The sequence below is a fragment of the Streptomyces sp. NPDC005706 genome, from assembly GCF_040631045.1.
In the GTDB taxonomy this organism is placed as follows: domain Bacteria; phylum Actinomycetota; class Actinomycetes; order Streptomycetales; family Streptomycetaceae; genus Streptomyces.
The window spans coordinates 76853-94312 of the sequence record NZ_JBEXYS010000013.1 but is presented as its reverse complement, the minus strand read 5'-3'; the positions used below and the strand labels follow the sequence as shown (position 1 = coordinate 94312).

General features: G+C 71.7%; 12 protein-coding genes and 1 pseudogene. 5 read left to right on the top strand and 8 right to left on the bottom strand.

Annotation, left to right across the window (positions count from 1 at the left end):
* Positions 1-6: 6 nt before the first annotated feature.
* The gene (locus ABZ478_RS21715; protein WP_359551888.1) at positions 7-486 is read left to right on the top strand and encodes a hypothetical protein; all 480 of its coding nucleotides are present in this window, start codon (positions 7-9) and stop codon (positions 484-486) included.
* A gap of 19 nt (positions 487-505) precedes the next feature.
* Here the strand turns inward: ABZ478_RS21715 and ABZ478_RS21710 are convergent, their stop codons facing one another.
* From ABZ478_RS21710 to mfd, 4 genes and pseudogenes are all read right to left on the bottom strand, one after another.
* A complete protein-coding gene (locus ABZ478_RS21710) occupies positions 506-1324 on the bottom strand; it encodes a hypothetical protein (protein ID WP_359551886.1) in 819 nt (272 codons plus the stop codon).
* Complete coding sequence (locus tag ABZ478_RS21705; RefSeq protein WP_359551884.1) at positions 1312-2094, bottom strand: HNH endonuclease family protein; 783 nt, start codon at positions 2092-2094, stop codon at positions 1312-1314. Before ABZ478_RS21705 ends, ABZ478_RS21710 begins: the two co-directional genes overlap by 13 nt.
* A gap of 129 nt (positions 2095-2223) precedes the next feature.
* A pseudogene (locus ABZ478_RS21700) lies at positions 2224-2685 on the bottom strand (HNH endonuclease family protein); the annotation flags it as partial.
* Between the two features lie 217 nt (positions 2686-2902).
* Positions 2903-6433 (bottom strand): transcription-repair coupling factor, encoded by a 3531-nt coding sequence (gene mfd, locus ABZ478_RS21695; protein ID WP_359551881.1) that lies wholly within the window; start codon positions 6431-6433, stop codon positions 2903-2905.
* 198 nt (positions 6434-6631) lie between these two features.
* Here mfd and ABZ478_RS21690 point away from each other — a divergent pair, with 198 nt between their 5' ends.
* Together ABZ478_RS21690 and ABZ478_RS21685 are read left to right on the top strand one after the other, a co-directional pair.
* Positions 6632-6904: a type II toxin-antitoxin system prevent-host-death family antitoxin gene (locus ABZ478_RS21690; RefSeq protein ID WP_359551878.1), complete on the top strand. Its 273-nt coding sequence runs from the start codon at positions 6632-6634 to the stop codon at positions 6902-6904.
* The gene (locus ABZ478_RS21685; protein ID WP_359551875.1) at positions 6901-7275 is read left to right on the top strand and encodes a type II toxin-antitoxin system VapC family toxin; all 375 of its coding nucleotides are present in this window, start codon (positions 6901-6903) and stop codon (positions 7273-7275) included. The genes ABZ478_RS21690 and ABZ478_RS21685 overlap by 4 nt, the downstream gene beginning before the upstream one ends.
* A 79-nt stretch (positions 7276-7354) precedes the next feature.
* Here ABZ478_RS21685 and ABZ478_RS21680 read toward each other — a convergent pair whose 3' ends face one another.
* A complete protein-coding gene (locus ABZ478_RS21680) occupies positions 7355-9937 on the bottom strand; it encodes an FtsX-like permease family protein (protein WP_359551872.1) in 2583 nt (860 codons plus the stop codon).
* Positions 9934-10722 (bottom strand): ABC transporter ATP-binding protein, encoded by a 789-nt coding sequence (locus tag ABZ478_RS21675; protein ID WP_359551869.1) that lies wholly within the window; start codon positions 10720-10722, stop codon positions 9934-9936. The genes ABZ478_RS21680 and ABZ478_RS21675 overlap by 4 nt, the downstream gene beginning before the upstream one ends.
* 604 nt (positions 10723-11326) lie before the next feature.
* Here ABZ478_RS21675 and ABZ478_RS21670 point away from each other — a divergent pair.
* Entirely contained in the window at positions 11327-11734 is a 408-nt protein-coding gene (locus ABZ478_RS21670; protein WP_359551868.1) for a DUF485 domain-containing protein, read from the top strand.
* 53 nt (positions 11735-11787) lie between these two features.
* The gene (locus ABZ478_RS21665; RefSeq protein ID WP_359552050.1) at positions 11788-13368 is read left to right on the top strand and encodes a cation acetate symporter; all 1581 of its coding nucleotides are present in this window, start codon (positions 11788-11790) and stop codon (positions 13366-13368) included.
* A 30-nt stretch (positions 13369-13398) separates the two neighbouring features.
* On the opposite strand, the gene ABZ478_RS21660 is transcribed toward ABZ478_RS21665, so the two are convergent.
* Both ABZ478_RS21660 and ABZ478_RS21655 read right to left on the bottom strand, forming a co-directional pair.
* On the bottom strand, positions 13399-14334 hold the full coding sequence (locus ABZ478_RS21660; protein WP_359551865.1) for a cellulose-binding protein: 936 nt from the start codon (positions 14332-14334) through the stop codon (positions 13399-13401).
* A gap of 202 nt (positions 14335-14536) precedes the next feature.
* Positions 14537-17455 (bottom strand): SUKH-4 family immunity protein, encoded by a 2919-nt coding sequence (locus tag ABZ478_RS21655; protein WP_359551863.1) that lies wholly within the window; start codon positions 17453-17455, stop codon positions 14537-14539.
* Positions 17456-17460 lie beyond the last annotated feature (5 nt).

Genomic DNA, 17460 nt, shown 5'->3' with positions numbered 1-17460 from the left:
GATTCCATGAACGAGACCCTCATGACCGTCCGCACGGCCTTCGCCCGCCTGGCCCGGGAGAACCTCGGGCTGACCGATGTCGACCACAAGATCATGCACGCCTTCGAGCAGCTCATGCTCGGCCGCCCTGAGATCACCGACGGCCGCACCTCGGCGGTGAACATCTCCGCCGAGGCCGGCGTCTCCCGGGCCTCGTACTACCGCTCGCCCGTCGCGGCAGTCATCAAGGGGATTCTCAGCGCTCCCGAGGCCAGGCGTCCGGAGTCCGACGAGCTCAGGCAGGAAGTCACGCGACTGAAGCAGTCCCAGCGGGAACTACGCCGGGAGAAGGGGGCCGAGATCCGGGAGTTGCGTGCCATAGTCGCGGCATACGCGAACCAGATCCAGGTGCTCGCCCTGCGGAACGCCGAGTTGGAAGCGGATGCGCACAAACTGCGACAAGCCCTGTCGACAGCACCCCACAGCATCGTCAGCCCGCTGCAGTGAGACTCCTGGCTGGTCTCACTCACGGGGTTCGGTCGAGAACCGGGTTCCAGGCGAACCAGTCCAGTGTTTGAGCACCCAGCTCGTACGGCGCGTCTAGCAAAGCTCGCTCGACTTCGGGCAGATCGTCGTGGACGACTGCGGGGGCCTTCTTCATGATCTCGCCGAAGTCGATGTCGTAGACGGTCTTGAGGCGCGTCACGAACTCGGGATCGTCCCCGCGGATGCGCTCGATCGCTGCTCGGACGCGTGGTTCCCAGCCAGGCATCCCGAAGTGGTCGGATGCTCCGAAGCCCTGGATCGAGGTCAGGAGCATGAACTCTTCGCGCTGAAACTGCTCTTCAAGGAACATCAGGTAGTCGATGCGCTTCTTGGCATGCTTCTTGATCTCACCCAGAGCGCCGTATCCGAATTGTGTCAGGTTGCCCGAGGTGCCTGGCCAGACGAGCTCTCGGTCGAGGATCTGCTTCTCGAACCGGAGCAGGGCGTACTGGTCACTGCTCCGCACCGCTTCCAACGCTTGGCTGTAGACCCACGTGTTGCGCGCGAACATGACACCATCGTGCAGGCCGTTGCGTCGGCCTCTGGCGCCCGCGTGCGCGTCCTCGATGGGCCCATTCCTCCAGACCATCTGGGTGATCCCCATAGCCGCCGCATTGGCCAGATTGCCGGCCTCGGCGGTAACCCCGAGGGAGGCAAGGTGCTTGCGCGCGTACGCGAGCGCACCCTCGTAGTCGAAATCGGCCTGTGCCACGATGCCCCCAGCGTTCGAAAGCCCACAGAGCGAGCCGTTCTCGGTCCATGCCAACAGAGCTGCCGGCTGCCGCGTCACCCGCCGCACTGCCTCATCATCGCTTGCTTGTCCGCCGCCGTAACAGGAAGCTCGTACTTCTCCGCCACCTGCACGAACCGCACCGAGTACGAGCAGCGGATCGTCTTGTTCGGCGGCAGCCAGGACGCCGGACCGGAGTCACGCTTGGCGGAGTTCGTGGAGCCCGAGACCGGCAGCAGATTGAGCACATCGTTGGCCAGCTGCTCCCGCTTGTCCTTGCTCCAGCGGGAAGCCCCCATCTGCCAGGCGTACGACAACGGGACCACGTGATCTATCTGGACCTCGGTGGCCTTCGCCTTCTTCCAGGCGATGTCCTTGCCGGTGTACGGGTCGTACAGGGTCATCGAGACGACCACGCAGTCCGAACCGGACCGGAAGGTGACCTTCTGGCCATCGCGTTTCAGCAAGTCGTTCCGGGTGTCACAGCCGTTGTGCGCCAGTGGCACGCCGTCCGCCGTATCCATCCATGCATAGCCGAACTTCTCACGCTCGTAGCCCGTCTTCGGGCCGCGCCCCCTGGTGGCCAGCTTGGAGATCAGTTCGCGCGCCGCGTCCTTGTCCTTCTGGGAGGTGATCGCGGCCAGCCCCGGCTTCGTTCCGTCAGGGTCTGCGAGGGGGCTGGTCCCGTGCGCGCCCGCCGACGTCGCTGATCCGCCGCCCGGCGAGTTCTTCGCCTCCGGCAGATCGCTCGCCTTGCACCCCGCCAGCCCCGCACCGAGCACCAACGCCACACAGCCCGCCGCCGCCGCACGAACAGCCCGGTTCGCGCGCCCTGTCATTTTCCCGCCCTTCCACCGGCCCGTTCGTCCACCGAGCCGGAACCCATCACCCGTGAGACACAGCTCGGCGGAACGCATACCCCGCTCATGAGGCACATCACCGTGAGACATCTACGCCGCCAACATAAGGTCGTTGGCCAGGGCTATGCGCTTGCCGGGCGCCCAGTACTTGGCGCCCTTCTGCCAGGCGTCCGAGAGGGCGACGAGGTGGTCGATGTCGACCTGGCTGCGGCCGCGCCGGTAGGTGATGTCCTTGCCCGAGTAGGGGTCAGACTTCAGCAGGCCGTAGGAGACCTTGCAGTCCCCGTCGGTGAACCGCACCTGTTCCAGGTCGCGTTTGAGGATGTCGTCCCGCGTGTCGCAGGAGTTGGAGTCGGTGTCGGCCCAGGCGGAACCGAAACGCTCGCGCGAGTACCCGGTCTTGGGGGCGCGTCCCTTGACGGTCAGCGAGTCGGCGGCGGCCAGGGCCGCTCCCCCGCGCGGCTTCTCCTGGGGGCCGGAGGACCCGCCGATCTCGTCGCTCTTGCAGCCGGCCACGGAGACCGCCATGACGACCGCCGCGGCGACCGCCCCGCCCCTCAGACGCGTCACGGTGCGTCCCCCTCGCTCGCCCTGTCCGCCCCGCTGTGCGGGCGGATCGTGTCCGCGTCCACCGTAACGGGCGTGCGGCGCACAGCAGATGGGGCTCAAAGGGGCGACAGGGCCGCAATCGGGACGATCACCGCGAAATTCGGCGCTCCGCCGTCGGCCACCGCACCACGGCGGCGGGGCGGGAGGCCACGCCCTCCCGCCCCGTGTCCGGGACTTCTTACGACCCCAGGACCGAGGCCAGGAACTCGCCGACCCAGCCGAGCAGTTCGCGGCCGACGAGCGGCTTGCCGCCGACCTTCGCGGTCTTCGGCCGCGGGACGAGGACCTGGTGCGCGGCCGGCTTGATGACCGTGCCCGGGTAGAGCCGCTTGAGCCGCAGCTCCTGCGACTCGCGCAGCTCCACCGGCGCGAAGCGGATGTTGTTGCCCTGCAGCACGATCTCGCCGACGCCGCACGCGCGCGCGAGCATCCGCAGCCCGGCCACCAGCAGCAGGTTCTCCACCGGCTCGGGCAGCTTGCCGTAGCGGTCGGTGAGTTCCTCGCGGACGGCCTTGACGTCCTCCTCCGAGTTCGCGGAGGCGATGGCGCGGTACGCCTGCAGGCGCAGCCGCTCGCCGGGGGCGTAGTCGTGCGGGACGTGGGCGTCGACGGGCAGCTCGATCTTGACCTCGAGCGGCGGCTCCTCCTCGATCTCGCCGGTCTCCAACTGCCGCCGGTAGTCGGCGACGGCCTCGCCGACCATGCGGACGTACAGGTCGAAGCCGACACCCGCGATGTGCCCGGACTGCTCGCCGCCGAGGAGGTTTCCGGCGCCGCGGATCTCCAGGTCCTTCATGGCGACGTACATGCCCGCGCCCATCTCGGTGTGCTGGGCGATGGTGGCGAGGCGCTCGTGCGCGGTCTCCGTCAGCGGCTTCTCCGGCGGGTACAGGAAGTAGGCGTAGCCCCGCTCCCGTCCCCGGCCGACGCGGCCGCGGAGCTGGTGGAGCTGGGACAGGCCGAAGTTGTCGCCGCGCTCCACGATGAGGGTGTTGGCGTTGGAGATGTCGATGCCGGACTCGACGATCGTGGTCGACACCAGCACGTCGAACTTCTTCTCCCAGAAGTCGACGACCACCTGTTCCAGCGCGGACTCCGACATCTGGCCGTGCGCGGTGGCGATCCGCGCCTCGGGGACGATCTCGCGCAGGCGCGCCGCCGCCCGGTCGATGGACTCGACCCGGTTGTGGATGTAGAAGACCTGACCCTCGCGCAGCAGTTCACGGCGGACGGCGGCGCCGATCTGCCGCTCCTCGTACGGCCCGACGAAGGTGAGGACGGGGTGCCGCTCCTCGGGCGGGGTGGTGATGGTGGACATCTCCCGGATGCCGGTGACCGCCATCTCCAGGGTGCGCGGGATCGGGGTGGCGGACATGGTCAGGACGTCGACGTTGGCGCGGAGCTTCTTCAGCTGCTCCTTGTGCTCGACGCCGAAACGCTGCTCCTCGTCCACGATGACCAGGCCGAGATCCTTGAACTTGGTCTCGGAGGCGAACAGGCGGTGGGTGCCGATGACGACGTCCACCGAGCCTTCCTTCAAACCTTCCAGGACGGCCTTGGCCTGGGTGTCGGTCTGGAAGCGGGAGAGGGCCTTCACGCTCACCGGGAACTGCGCGTACCGCTCGGAGAACGTCCCGAAGTGCTGCTGCACCAGCAGGGTGGTGGGGACGAGCACGGCGACCTGCTTGCCGTCCTGTACGGCCTTGAAGGCGGCCCGCACCGCGATCTCGGTCTTGCCGTAGCCGACGTCGCCGCAGATCAGGCGGTCCATGGGGATCGACTTCTCCATGTCCTCCTTGACCTCGGCGATGGTGGTGAGCTGGTCGGGGGTCTCCGCGTAGGGGAAGGCGTCCTCCAGCTCGCGCTGCCACGGCGAGTCGGCGCCGAAGGCGTGGCCGGGGGCGGCCATGCGGGCGCTGTAGAGCTTGATCAGGTCGGCGGCGATCTCCTTGACGGCCTTCTTCGCGCGCGCCTTGGTCTTGGTCCAGTCGGCGCCGCCGAGGCGGTGCAGGGTGGGGGCCTCGCCGCCGACGTACTTGGTGATCTGCTCGAGCTGGTCGGTGGGGATGTAGAGGCGGTCGCCGGGCTGGCCGCGCTTGGCGGGGGCGTACTCCACGACCAGGTACTCGCGGGTGGCGCCCTGCACGGTGCGCTGCACCATCTCGATGTAGCGGCCGACGCCGTGCTGCTCGTGGACGATGTAGTCGCCCGCCTCCAGGGTGAGCGGGTCGATGGTCTTGCGGCGGCGGGCCGGCATCCGGGCGCCGTCGCGGCCGGAGGCCTTCTGGCCGGAGAGGTCGGTCTCGGTGAGGACGGCCAGCTTCAGCGCCGGGTCCACGAAGCCGTAGTCGATGCAGCCGCAGGAGACGTGCACCACGGAGGGGCTCAGCTCGCCGAGGTCGGCGTGCAGGCGGGCGGCGATGCCCTCGCCGCCGAGCACCTCGACGGTGCGGGCGGCCGGGCCGTGGCCCTCGGTGACGTAGACGGTGCGCCAGCCGTCGGCGAGCCAGCCCTTGGTGTCGGCGAGGGCTCGCGCGGTGTCGCCGCGGTAGGTCTCGGTGGCGTGCATGCCGAGCTTGAGGGTGTCCGCGTCGAGCTGCTCGTCGGCCGCGAACGGGGAGACCGACCACCACATCATGTCCAGCTCGCGCGCGCGGTCGCGGACGTCGGCGATGGACCACAGGGAGGCGGCGCCGACGTCGATGGGCGCCTCGCCGCCGCCCGCCGTGGCGGCCCAGGAGGCCTGGAGGAACTCCTGGGAGGTGGCGACGAGGTCGGCGGCGCGGGTGCGGACCCGCTCCGGGTCGCAGACGACGGCCATGGCGCCGCCGGGGAGCACGTCGAGCAGCAGCTCCATGTCGTCGACCAGGACGGGGGCGAGGGACTCCATGCCCTCGACCGCGATGCCCTCGGCGATCTTGTTCAGCAGTTCGCCCAGCTCCGGGTGCTCCTCGGCGAGGGCACGTGCGCGCGTGCGCACGTCCTCGGTGAGCAGCAGCTCGCGGCAGGGCGGGGCCCACAGGCCGTGCTCGGCGACCTCGAGGGAGCGCTGGTCGGCGACCTTGAAGTAGCGGATCTCCTCGACGTCGTCGCCCCAGAACTCGACGCGCAGGGGGTGCTCCTCGGTGGGTGGGAACACGTCCAGGATGCCGCCGCGCACGGCGAACTCGCCGCGCTTCTCCACGAGTTCCACGCGCGCGTAGGCGGCGGCCGCGAGGGCTTCGACGACCTCGTTCAGGTCGGCGCTCCGGCCCGTTCGCAGGGACACCGGCTCCAGGTCGCCGAGGCCCTTGACCTGCGGCTGGAGCACGGAGCGCACGGGGGCGACGACGACGGAGACGGGGCCGGTCTCGGGGTCGTCGGCGCTGGGGTGGGCGAGGCGGCGCAGTACGGCGAGGCGGCGCCCGACGGTGTCGCTGCGCGGGCTGAGCCGCTCGTGGGGCAGCGTCTCCCAGGAGGGGTACTCCGCGACCGTCTGCGGGGGCAGCAGGGTGCGCAGGGCGGCGGCCAGGTCCTCGGCCTCCCGTCCGGTGGCGGTGACCGCGAGCACCGGCCGGCCGGTCTCGCGGGCCAGGGCGGCGACCGCGAAGGGGCGGGCGGCCGGGGGGCCGACCAGGTCGACGTGCATGCGGTTGCCGTCCGCCGCCTCGATCGCTTCGGCGAGGGCGGGGTCCTTGACTACGGCGTCGAGCAGACCGTGCAGGCTCATGAAGAGGCTTTCCGTCCGGGTATGGGCAACGCGAACCACCCGACACGCGGGGCGGGCCGGGGGTTCCCAGGGTACGTCGCCCGGGCTCCTGTCACCCGTCGGAGTGAACACGCTGGCCCGGTGGAGGGAGGCGGCGCTACCGTGAACACAGGGCTAGCCCAGTAGCTAGTCCACCTAGTCCAGCCTCCGGGAGTCCCGATGAGCACGCAGGACGCGCAGCGGCAGTACAACGTCCACGACGCCAAGACCAACTTCTCCCGGATACTGCAGCTCGTGGAAACCGGGGAAGAGGTTGTGATCAGCCGGGCGGGGGAGCCGGTGGCGAAGGTGGTGCCATTTCGGCCCGTCGTGCAGCGGACGGCCCGCGGTTCCCTGACGGAGCCGGTGGTGTTCCACGACGACTTCGACGACCTGTCCGACGACCCGGGGTTCGCTGAGACCTTCGGCCTGGGCCGGGAGGCGGACGCGTGAGGCTTCTGGCGGACACGCACGTCGTGGTCTGGTGGCTGCTCGACTCCCCGCAGCTCTCGGACGAGATCAAGGGACTGCTCGACACGGAGCCCGAGACCTACGTCAGCGCTGTCACACCGTGGGAGCTCGCGGTCAAGCAGGCCCTGGGGAAGCTGGACGCGCCGGCCGACCTGCCGGAGCGCGTTCGTGACTGCCAGCTGAGGCCTCTTCCGATCAGCATGGGCCACGGACTCCGGGCCGGGCGGCTGCCGCTGCACCACCGCGACCCGTTCGACCGCGCTCTCGTCGCCCAGGCTCAGCTGGAAGGCCTGACGATCGTCACCCGCGACGCCTGGATCCCGAAGTACGACGTCCGGGTCCTCCCCGCATGACAAAGCCCGGCGCCGAGAAGTCCCCCGTGACTTCTCGGCGCCGGGCCCCCCGTGCCCCCGTGTCCCCCGTCCGGGGTGGCTACTCGGTCGCGATGGCGTTCAGTACGTTCATCCGGCCCGCCCGGAACGCCGGGATCAGGGCGGCGAACAGGCCCACGAAGGCCGAGGCGACGAAGACCGTGATGATCGTCGGCCAGGGGATCTCCAGGACCTTCAGGCCCTCCAGTGCCAGCAGCTTCTGGGCGGTCGCGCCCCAGCCCATGCCCAGGCCGAGACCGAGCAGGGCGCCGAAGACCGCGATCACCACGGACTCCAGGCGGATCATGCGGCGCAGCTGCCGGCGGGAGAGGCCGATGGCCCGCATCAGGCCGATCTCCCGGGTCCGCTCGACCACCGACAGGGCCAGGGTGTTCACCACACCGAGGACGGCGACGATGATGGCGAGCGCCAGCAGGCCGTAGATCATGTTGAGCAGCTGGCCGATCTGGTCCTTCAGGGCCTGCTTGTAGTCGGTCTGGTCGCGGACCGTCAGGCTCGGGTCCTGGTGCAGGGCCGACTTCAGCGCCTTGTAGGCCGCGTCCTGCCGGCCCTCCTTGGCGGTGGCGAACACCAGCATGTCCAGCGGCATCCGGTCGGCGGGCACGTACTTCGCGACCGTCGGGATGGACGCGTACATGGCGCCCTTGTCGACGACGGCCTCGTCGCTGGTGATCGCGCGGACCGTCAGCCTGGCCGTCGAACCGTTCTTGAAGTCGACGGAGACCGTGGAGCCGAGCTTGATGCCGTGCTTCTCGGCGAAGCCCTCGAAGACGGACATCGAGTCGGGCTTGTACGCGTCGGCGAGCGTGCCGGCGACCGTCTCGGTGCGCAGGTCCCGCGCGTAGGTCGGGTCGGCGGCGTTGATCGTCTCCTTCTTGGAGACCTGGCCGTCGGGGGTGGTCAGGGACGCGTCCAGGAGCTTGTACTCGGTGACCCGTTCCAGGCCCGGCGTGTTCTTCACGGCGCGCACGGACTGCGGGTTGATGAGGCCGCCCTGGTTGTCGTTCTGGATGATGAAGTCCGTGCCGACGGTCTTGTCGAGCTGGTCGGTGGCGGAGGCCACCATGGAGGAGCCGACCACCGACAGGCAGGCCACCAGGGCCAGGCCGATCATCAGGGCGGCGCCGGTGGCGCCGGTGCGGCGCGGGTTGCGCAGCGCGTTGCGCTCGGCCATCCGGCCGACCGGGCCGAAGATCCGCAGCATGATCATGCCGAGGACGCGGACCAGGCCGGCGGCGAGCAGCGGGCCGATGACGACGAAGCCGATGAGGGTGAGCACGACGCCGAGCCCCAGCCAGCCGGAGCCGCCCTTGGCCTGGTCGGCTGTGGCGGCCGCGAACAGGCTCGCGGTACCGGCGCCGGTCAGGACCAGGCCGATGACGGCCCGGACGATCCCGGCCTTGGCGTCGGCGGGGGCGTGCGCGTCGCGCAGCGCGGCCATCGGGGAGACCTTGCCGGCGCGCCGGGCGGGCAGGTAGGCCGCAAGCACGGTGACGACGACACCGAGGAGCAGGCCCAGCACCGGGGTGGTCCAGGCGACCGTCAGGTCGTCGGTGGACAGGTGCATGCCTATCTGGCCCATGAGCTTCATCAGGCCGACGGCGATGCCGACGCCCGCGCCGACACCGAGCACGGAGCCGATCACGCCGAGCAGCAGGGCCTCGATGAGCACCGACCGGTTGACCTGCTTGCGGGAGGAGCCGATGGCCCGCAGCAGACCGATCTCACGGGTGCGCTGGGCGACCAGCATGGAGAAGGTGTTGATGATCAGGAAGATGCCGACCAGGAAGGCGATACCGGCGAAGCCGAGCATCGCGTACTTCATGACGTTCAGAACGCCCTGGAGCTGCTTCTGGTTGGCGTCGGCGATCTCCTTGGCCGTCTGCACCTTGTAGCCGCGGCCGAGCGCGGCGACCACGTTCTTCTTCAGCCGGTCGTCGGTGACACCCTTGGCGGCGGTGACGTTGACGTTGGTGTACACGCCGGTCCGGCCGACCAGGGTCCGCTGGGCGGTCTCCGTGTCCAGGTAGAAGATCGCCGCACCGGGGTTGGTGACGGTGAAGGTGGCGATGCCGGACACGCGCGCGTGGTGCGTGCCGACGACGCTGATGATGCCGATCTCGTCACCGATCTTCAGGTGGTGCTTCTTGACGGTGTCGGCGTCCACCATGACCTGGCCGGACCCCTTGGGGGCCGTACCGGAGGTGATCTTCATGGTGCGGGCGTCGTTGTCGTTCCAGCCGCCGACGACGGTCGGGGCACCGCTGGTGGGCGAGAGCTTGTCGAGGTCGTGGTCGACCACGGTCACCGAGGTGGAGAAGACGGTTCCCTCGGCCTTGCCGACGCCCTCCGCCCCGCGCACCTCGCCGACCACGGAGGCCGGCATCACCGGGGGCTTGCCGGTGCCCGAGGTGGTCTCGCCGGTGTCGGACGAGTCCTTGGCGCTGACCTGCACGTCCGACGACGTCGCCTGGAACAGGTTGTCGAACGTCGTGTTCATCGTGTCCGTGAACACCAGCGTCCCGCAGACGAAGGCCACCGACAGCAGCACCGCGATCGCCGACAGCGCCATCCGGCCCTTGTGGGCGAAGAAGTTGCGCATCGAGGTCTTCAGCACGGTCATGACGTGCGCCCCCGGGCGTCGAAGTCCTTCATGCGGTCCAGCACCTGCTCGGCCGTCGGCTGGTGCATCTCGTCGACGATCCGGCCGTCGGCGAGGTAGAGCACGCGGTCGGCGTAGGAGGCGGCGACGGGGTCGTGGGTGACCATCACGATGGTCTGCCCGAGTTCGGTCACCGAGCGGCGCAGGAAGCCCAGCACCTCGGCGCCCGCGCGCGAGTCGAGGTTTCCGGTCGGCTCGTCACCGAAGATGATCTCCGGGCGGGCGGCGAGCGCGCGGGCCACGGCGACCCGCTGCTGCTGGCCGCCGGAGAGCTGGGTGGGCCGGTGCTTGAGCCGGCCGGCCAGCCCGACCGTCTCCACGACCCGGTCCAGCCACGCCCGGTCCGGCTTGCGGCCGGCGATGTCCATGGGGAGCGTGATGTTCTCGAGCGCGTTCAGCGTGGGCAGCAGGTTGAACGCCTGGAAGATGAACCCGACGCGGTCCCGGCGCAGCTTGGTGAGCTTCTTGTCCTTCAGGCCGGTGATCTCGGTCTCGTCCAGGTAGATCTGACCGCTCGTCACCGTGTCCAGGCCGGCGAGGCAGTGCATCAGGGTGGACTTGCCGGACCCCGAGGGGCCCATGATCGCGGTGAACTGGCCGCGGGCGATGTCCACGTCGACGTGGTCCAGCGCCACGACGCGGGTCTCGCCGGACCCGTACGCCTTGACGACCTGCCGGGCCCGCGCGGCAACGGCCGTAGGCCTTCCAGTGCCCCCGTGCCTGGGAATGGTCACAGCCGATGTCACGGTACGTCTCCTATGTCGGTCGACAGGTCGGTGGGTGCGCCCCGGTGTCGCGGTGCGCCTGTTGCGGGTACGACGCCGAGTCTGGCGTGCGGCGGGCGTGCCGCGCGCTGGTGCGAAGCCCCCTGTTGTGCGGGGGAAAACCCCACCCCCGCCGGTTCGGTCAGCCGCCCCCCGGCGGCGTAAAGCCAGGTTAAGGACGGCGGTGGGCGTTCCTCGTCCTCCGCCGGGACGAACCCTCCCCGACCCGTAGTACGGAGATACCCCTAGGGGTCGTCCACCGTCGGGTGGAGACACACTCGGGGTCCGCTCCACCCTCCGCCCCGGAAAGGCTCCACCCTCCCGTCGCGTCAGGTTCAAGTCACGGGCGCCCAGCGCGGCTTCACACCGGCGGGCGGTGCGGGTGCGGCATCGCGAACGCCCTGGTTAACGCGGGTAACAACACGGGCGGGACACGGTTCGGTGGAGTAAGCGCATACCGACCGGCCAGTTCGGTGAAAAGCCCACGCGGCCGTACACCCGCGAGTAGCGTGCGTGACTCCGTTTCCCACCCCCTACCTCCCTGCGGTCCGCCGCCACGGACCCGAGCCACGCAAGGAGCCCCGGGATGTCCTACGACCCGCCGCACTCCCCGTCGTACCCGACCTACCCCTGGCAGCCGGTACCCCCCGAACCGCCGCGCCCGCACCGCGCCCCGGCCCGCGAACCCCTCGGGCACCACAGCGACCTGCGCCTGCTGCGCGGCGCCTACCGCTGGCAGCGGCGCACCGCCACCCTCACCGCACTCGGCTACTTCACGCTGTTCCTCGTGCTGTCCGCGTACGCCCCGGACGTCATGACGCGGGACCTCGCCGGCGGCATCCCGGCCGGCCTGCTGCTCGCCCTGCTCCAACTCCCGGTCACCTGGCTGGCGATCGCCCTGTACGAGCACACGGCGCGCCGCCATGTCGACCCGCTCGCCGACCGCATCCGCAAGGAGGCCGAACTGGACGCGCGGCGGGGAGCGATCCGGTGACCGCCCGCGCCCTCGCGCCGGAGGTCTCCGGCTTCAGCGGCTCCGGCCAGGCCATGTCGCTGGTCGCCTTCTCCGCCGTGGCCACCCTCATCCTGCTGCTGTGCGTGATGACCGGCCCGGACCGCGACGACCTCGACGAGTTCTACACCGGCTACGGCACCCTGTCCCCGCTGCGCAACGGCCTGGCCATCGCCGGGGACTACATCTCCGCGGCGACCGTCCTCGGCACCGGCGGAGTGATCGCCCTGTGCGGCTACGACGGTGTCGTACTCGCCCTCAGCACCGCCCTGTCGCTGCTGCTGCTGATGTTCCTGCTGGCCGAACCGCTGCGGAACGCGGGCCGGTTCACCATGGGCGACGCGCTGGCCCGCCGGATGCCGGGGCGCGCCGTGCGGATCACGGCCTGCGTGGTGACGATCGCCTCGCTGCTGCCGCTGATGCTGGTGCAGCTCGCCGGCACCGGACAGCTCATCGCGTTCATCCTGGGCTTCTCCAACGAGTCGCTGAAGACCGGCTGCGTCGTGGGACTCGGCGCCCTGATGATCGCCTACGCGGCGATCGGCGGCATGAAGGGCACCGCCCTCATCCAGATCCTGAAGATCGTCATGCTGCTCGGCTCCGGCGCCGTCGTCGCCGTACTCATCCTGCACCGCTTCGACTGGGACCCGGGCGCCCTGTTCCAGGCCGCGGCACGGCAGAGCGGCGCCGGCCCGGCCTTCCTGCACTCCGGGCTGCAGTTCGCCGGGCACTCGGGCGCCCGCCTGGACATGATCACTTCCGAGCTGACCATCGTCCTCGGCGGCGCCTGCCTGCCGCACATCACCATGCGCATGTACACCGCCTCCAGTGCCCGTCAGGTGCGCCGCTCGCTGTCCTGGGCGGTGTCGCTGGTGGCCCTGTTCGTGCTGGTCATCACGGTGGTCGGGTTCGGCGCCACGGCCCTGGTGGGCCGCTCGGCGATCGCGGCGGCCGACAAGCAGGGCAACACCGCCTACCTGCTGGGCTCACGGGCGGCGTTCGGCGTGGACGTGTCCACGACGGAGAGCTTCCTGTTCACCCTGGTGACCACGGCACTCTTCCTGACCCTGCTCGCCTCGGTCGCCGGGATGATCCTCGCCTGCGCCAACTCCCTGGCCCACGACGTGTTCGCCGCCCGGGTACAGGAGATGCCGGCCCGCCGGGAGATGGCCCTGGCCCGCTTCTCCGCCCTCGCCATCGGAGTGCCCACGATCCTGCTGGCCACCCTGGTGCAGCACCACAGCCTGCAGCCGCTGGTGACGCTCTCCTTCTGCCTCGGCGCCTCCGCGCTCGCCCCCGCCCTCGTCTACAGCCTCTTCTGGCGCCGCTACACCCGCGCCGGACTGATGGGCACCCTGCTCGGCGGCTCCCTGACCGTGCTGCTGCTCATGCCGGGCACCAACCTCGTCTCCGGCTCGCCCGCCTCGGCCTTTCCCGGCGCCGACTTCAACTGGTTCCCGTTCACCACGACCGGCATCGTCTCCATCCCGGCCGGCTTCTTCTTCGGCTGGCTGGGCACGGTCGCCTCCGGCCGCCGCAAGGCGGAGGAACAGCGGCGCCAGTACGAGGCGGTGGAGGGCTGGATCCTGGCGGGCGCGGTCCGCAGGGGCGGCTGAGCCGGCGCGACGCGGCGCACCGCCGCCGCGTCAGGGGGTGTCCTCCGGTTCGCGCAGCCCCGCCCCGGACGCCACCTGCTGCTCCTGCTCCACCCTGCCGGTCAGGGTGAGGAGGCTGTTGCGCACGGAGTCCATGTGCGTCTGCACCTCGTCCCACATCTCGCTGTGCTCGCGCAGCACCCGCTCGGTCTCCTGGGCGATGCGCTTCTCCTCCGTGTGCGCCTCGTCGACGATCTCGACGGCACGCACCCGCGCCTGCTCCTCGCAGCGGCGCGCGGCCTCCTCGGCCTCGCGGAGCGCCCGCTCCGCCTCGGCGACCCGGGCCTCCGCGCCGGCGATCCGCTCGGCCTGGCAGGCCTCCAGCGCGACCAGCCGCTCGGCCTCCTCGCGCCGCGCCGCCGCCAGCCGCTCCGCCTGCTGCCCGGCCTGTTCTGCGGAGAGTCCGTCGATGCGCTCGCGCACCTCACGCAGCGCGGCGAGCGCCTCCCCGCGCCGCTCCTTCACCCCGCGCCGCGCGCCGATCCGCAGCTCGTCGGCCTCCGCGCGCGCGGCGAGGACGAGCCGGCGGGCATGCTCCACGGCCTCCTCGCGCAGCGCGTCCGCCGCCTCCCGGGCCGCCTGGTGCACGTCCAGGGCGTACGCCTCGGCCTCGGCGATCTCCTCCCGCGCCGCCCGCCGCGCACCCTCGCGTACCTCCGCCGCCTCCCGCAGCACCAGCTGGTACAGGTGCGCCGCCCGCTCCCCCAGCGACTCGTACGTCTGCGGCACCAGTTCCCCGACCGTCTCGCGCAGCCGCGCCGCCTCCGCCTCCATGTCCTTGGCGAGCACGGTCAGCCGCGCGGCGCGCTCCCACGCGGCGTCCCGGTCCTGCGACAGCGCCTCCAGATAGGTGTCGACCTGATCGGGGCGGTAGCCGCGCCCCCGGACGGTCTCCAGGCCGTACGGCGTCGTCGATGCGCTGCTCACCCTGGGAGCCCCTCTCCGCCGGACATACACGACATAATGATTTAGCGCATATCCTGCTAGACAGGTCGTAAGTATGCATAACACGACACTCCGCAGAGATGTCACGGCCGAAATCTCACGCGACGACACGCGCGAAAACACTCATGCCCTCCACGCACACGCGTGAAGGGCATGAGAGGAGCGGGCCTCAGCGGGCAAGGGCTTACAGCAGCCCGTCCCACATCTGCTCCAGCAGCACCGACCACCAGCTCTCCGGCGAACCCAGCGCCGCCGGGTCCAGAGCGGCCAGCTGCGCCTGGAAGTCGACCGTCCAGCGGCCCGCCTGCTCCTGGTTGAGCCCGTGCCGAAGCCGCCACATCCGCCCCAGCAGCGCCAGGCACCGCGCGAACTCCGGCAGACCGGTGTTCACGAACTGCGGCGGCACCGGAGCACCACCCGGCCCGGCCTCCACCGGAACGGCCACGATGTTCGCCGTCCCGTACTGCACACAGACCGCCCGGCCGAAGTCCGTACCCATCACCAGGTACGACCCCGCGTCCGGCGCCGGCTGCACCCCGCGCTCAGCCGCCAGCTCCGCCAGCGTCGGCACCGGACGGCCCGGCTGGGCCTGCGCCCAGAAGAACGGACCCAGGTCCACCGGAAGCCCCGCCACCACCAGCGTGTGCGCCACGACCGGCGGCACACCCTGCCGCGACACGGCCTGCTGCTCGAACCGGAACACCCCCGGCCCGAACACCGCCGCCAGCTCCTGCCCGATGACCTCCGGCGGGACCGGCGGCGCCGGCTGCACCGGCGGCAGCGGCGCCCGCACCGGAGCCGGCCGGGCCGGGCCGTCGGCGACCTGGTGCAGCTCACCCTGGTGCGCCAGCAACTGCTGCATGCCCTGCTGCCGGCTCGCGTGGTCCGTGCCGTACGGCGCGATGCTCGTGATCCGCGCCTGCGGCCACTGCTCCCGGATCATCCGCGCGCAGTACGCCCCGGGCAGCTCGCACGACTCCAGCTCCGTGTGCAGCTCCAGCACCTGGTCCGTCGGCACGTTCATCGCCCGCAGCTCATGGAAGATCTGCCACTCCGGATGCGGCGTGCCCGGCGCCGAACGCCGGATCAGCTGCTGCTCCGAACCGTCCTGCGCGCGGTAGCGCAGCACCGCCTGATACCCCGGACCCACCGTCGGCTGCCCCTGCTGCGGATAGCCGTACGCCGGAGGCTGCCCCGGCAGCGGGCCACCGGGCGGCGGCATCGCACCCGGCGGCATCTGCTGCTGCGGCATCGGCTGCGGATGGGGCTGCGGCTGCGGCTGCGGCTGCGGCTGCGGGGCGCCCATCGGCCCCGGAACGCCCGGGGCACCCGGCGGCATGCCGGGCGGGCCGGGCGGGCCGGGCGGGCCGGCCGCGGGCGGCGGCGGAGGCGGAGGCGGCGCTCCCGGGCCCCCCACCGGCGGCGCCGCCAGCACGGTCTCCGCGTGGTGCACCGCACCACGCCCACCGCCCGGGGCACCCGGGGCAGCGGGCGCGCCGGGAACACCGGGGGCGCCCGGAGGCTGGGGGGCACCGGGGGCGGGAGGCATCGGCATGCCCGGGGTGGCCAGCACCGTGGCCGCGTGGGGGGCGTCGCCCGGCGGCGTACCCCCGGGAACACCCGGCGCACCGGGCGGCTGGGGAGCGCCCGGAGCACCGGGGCCCTCGGGGCCGAGCGCCGACACCAGCTGCGTCGGCACGTACCCGCCCCCGGGCGCGCCCGGAGCACCGGGCGCGGGCGGCGCGGGCGTACTCCCCGGACGCGCGCCCGGCGTACCCGGAGCGCCCGGCGGCGGAGGCGGCGTGCCCAGCCCGGCGCGCGGCTTGCGCGGCGGCGGCGCCGCCTTGCTCGTCGCCGCGTCCGCGATCTCCCCGGCGTTCGGCGCGAGCGGCCGCTCCGGACCGGCCGGCGGCCGCGGCGCGTCCGGCACCGCGCCCGGCGCCTGCGGATAGCCGTACGTCGGCGCACCCGGAGGCGGCGGAGGCGTGGCACCCGGAAGCGGCGCGCCGACACCCGGCGCGGGCGCGCCCGGTCCCGCCGGCGGCTGCGGATGACCGTACGACGGCATGCCCGGAGGCGGCGGAGGCGTGGCACCCGGCCCGGCGGGAGCGGCGGGCGGAGCAGCAGGCGGAGTCCCGGGCGCACCCGGCGGCACGTTCGGCGTTCCCGGCCGGCCCTCGGCGCCCAGCGCCGGCGCCACCGCCGTGGGCGGCAGCGCACTGCCGCCCGACATCAGCGCGGTCTTCGCGTCCGGCGCGGCGGCCGGCGGCCGCGGCACATCGCCGTCCGGGTCACCCAGCGGCGGCGCGAACACCGTCGCCGGCAACGGCACCGAACGATCCTCACCGGAATCCGCGTTGGTGTCCGTACCCGCCCACGGCGTGGCCCCCGCGGGCGCCTCCGGCGCACTCGGCACAACGGGCCCACCGGCAGGCGCACCCGGCGCAACAGGCCCACCGGCAGGCGCACTCGGCGCACCCGGCGCGTCGGCCACACCCGCGCCCGGCGTGGCGCCCGACCCGGCGGCCGGCCACGCGGCACCGCTCCCGGAACCACCCGCCGCACCCGCACCGGCCGGCATCCCCGGAACCGCGTCCGAGGGCTCCGCCACCGGCACCCCGGCCTGCGTCTCGGCGAGCGCCCCGCCCACCGCACCCGAACCGGCGGCGACAGCACCGGAATCCGCGGCGGCGGCCGCGGCCCCCGACGACTCCCCCGACCGGCGATCCGGAATACCCAGCTTGTCCGCCGCCTCCTGCAACCACTCCGGCGGAGTCAGCAGGAACGACGTCTGATTCAGATCCACCCGGGCCGGCGCCGGCACCGCGTCCCGCACCTCGTCGACGCGCCCGTACTCCTCCTCGTACCGGCGGATCACCTCACCCACCGGCAGCGCCGGCCACAACGTCGCCTCACCACTGTCCCGGGCGATGACGAGACGCTGCCCGCCCGCGTCCGAACGCGGCCCCTCCGCACGGTCCTCGCCCCACACCACGAAGCCCAGCTCGAACTCCCGCACCCGCACCTCACGATGCTGGTACGCGGGCACGTCACCGTTGATCCACTCCTCGGCGCGCTCCTGCGCCTGCGCAAAGGTCACCATCGCTC

Coding starts and splice junctions, on each gene's coding strand:
- mfd (WP_359551881.1), bottom strand. CDS start 6,433: ATGAGCCTGCACGGTCTGCTCGACGCCGTAGTCAAGGACCCCGCCCTC.
- ABZ478_RS21705 (WP_359551884.1), bottom strand. CDS start 2,094: ATGACAGGGCGCGCGAACCGGGCTGTTCGTGCGGCGGCGGCGGGCTGT.
- ABZ478_RS21670 (WP_359551868.1), top strand. CDS start 11,327: ATGTCCTACGACCCGCCGCACTCCCCGTCGTACCCGACCTACCCCTGG.
- ABZ478_RS21715 (WP_359551888.1), top strand. CDS start 7: ATGAACGAGACCCTCATGACCGTCCGCACGGCCTTCGCCCGCCTGGCC.
- ABZ478_RS21690 (WP_359551878.1), top strand. CDS start 6,632: ATGAGCACGCAGGACGCGCAGCGGCAGTACAACGTCCACGACGCCAAG.
- ABZ478_RS21655 (WP_359551863.1), bottom strand. CDS start 17,455: ATGGTGACCTTTGCGCAGGCGCAGGAGCGCGCCGAGGAGTGGATCAAC.
- ABZ478_RS21665 (WP_359552050.1), top strand. CDS start 11,788: ATGTCGCTGGTCGCCTTCTCCGCCGTGGCCACCCTCATCCTGCTGCTG.
- ABZ478_RS21680 (WP_359551872.1), bottom strand. CDS start 9,937: ATGACCGTGCTGAAGACCTCGATGCGCAACTTCTTCGCCCACAAGGGC.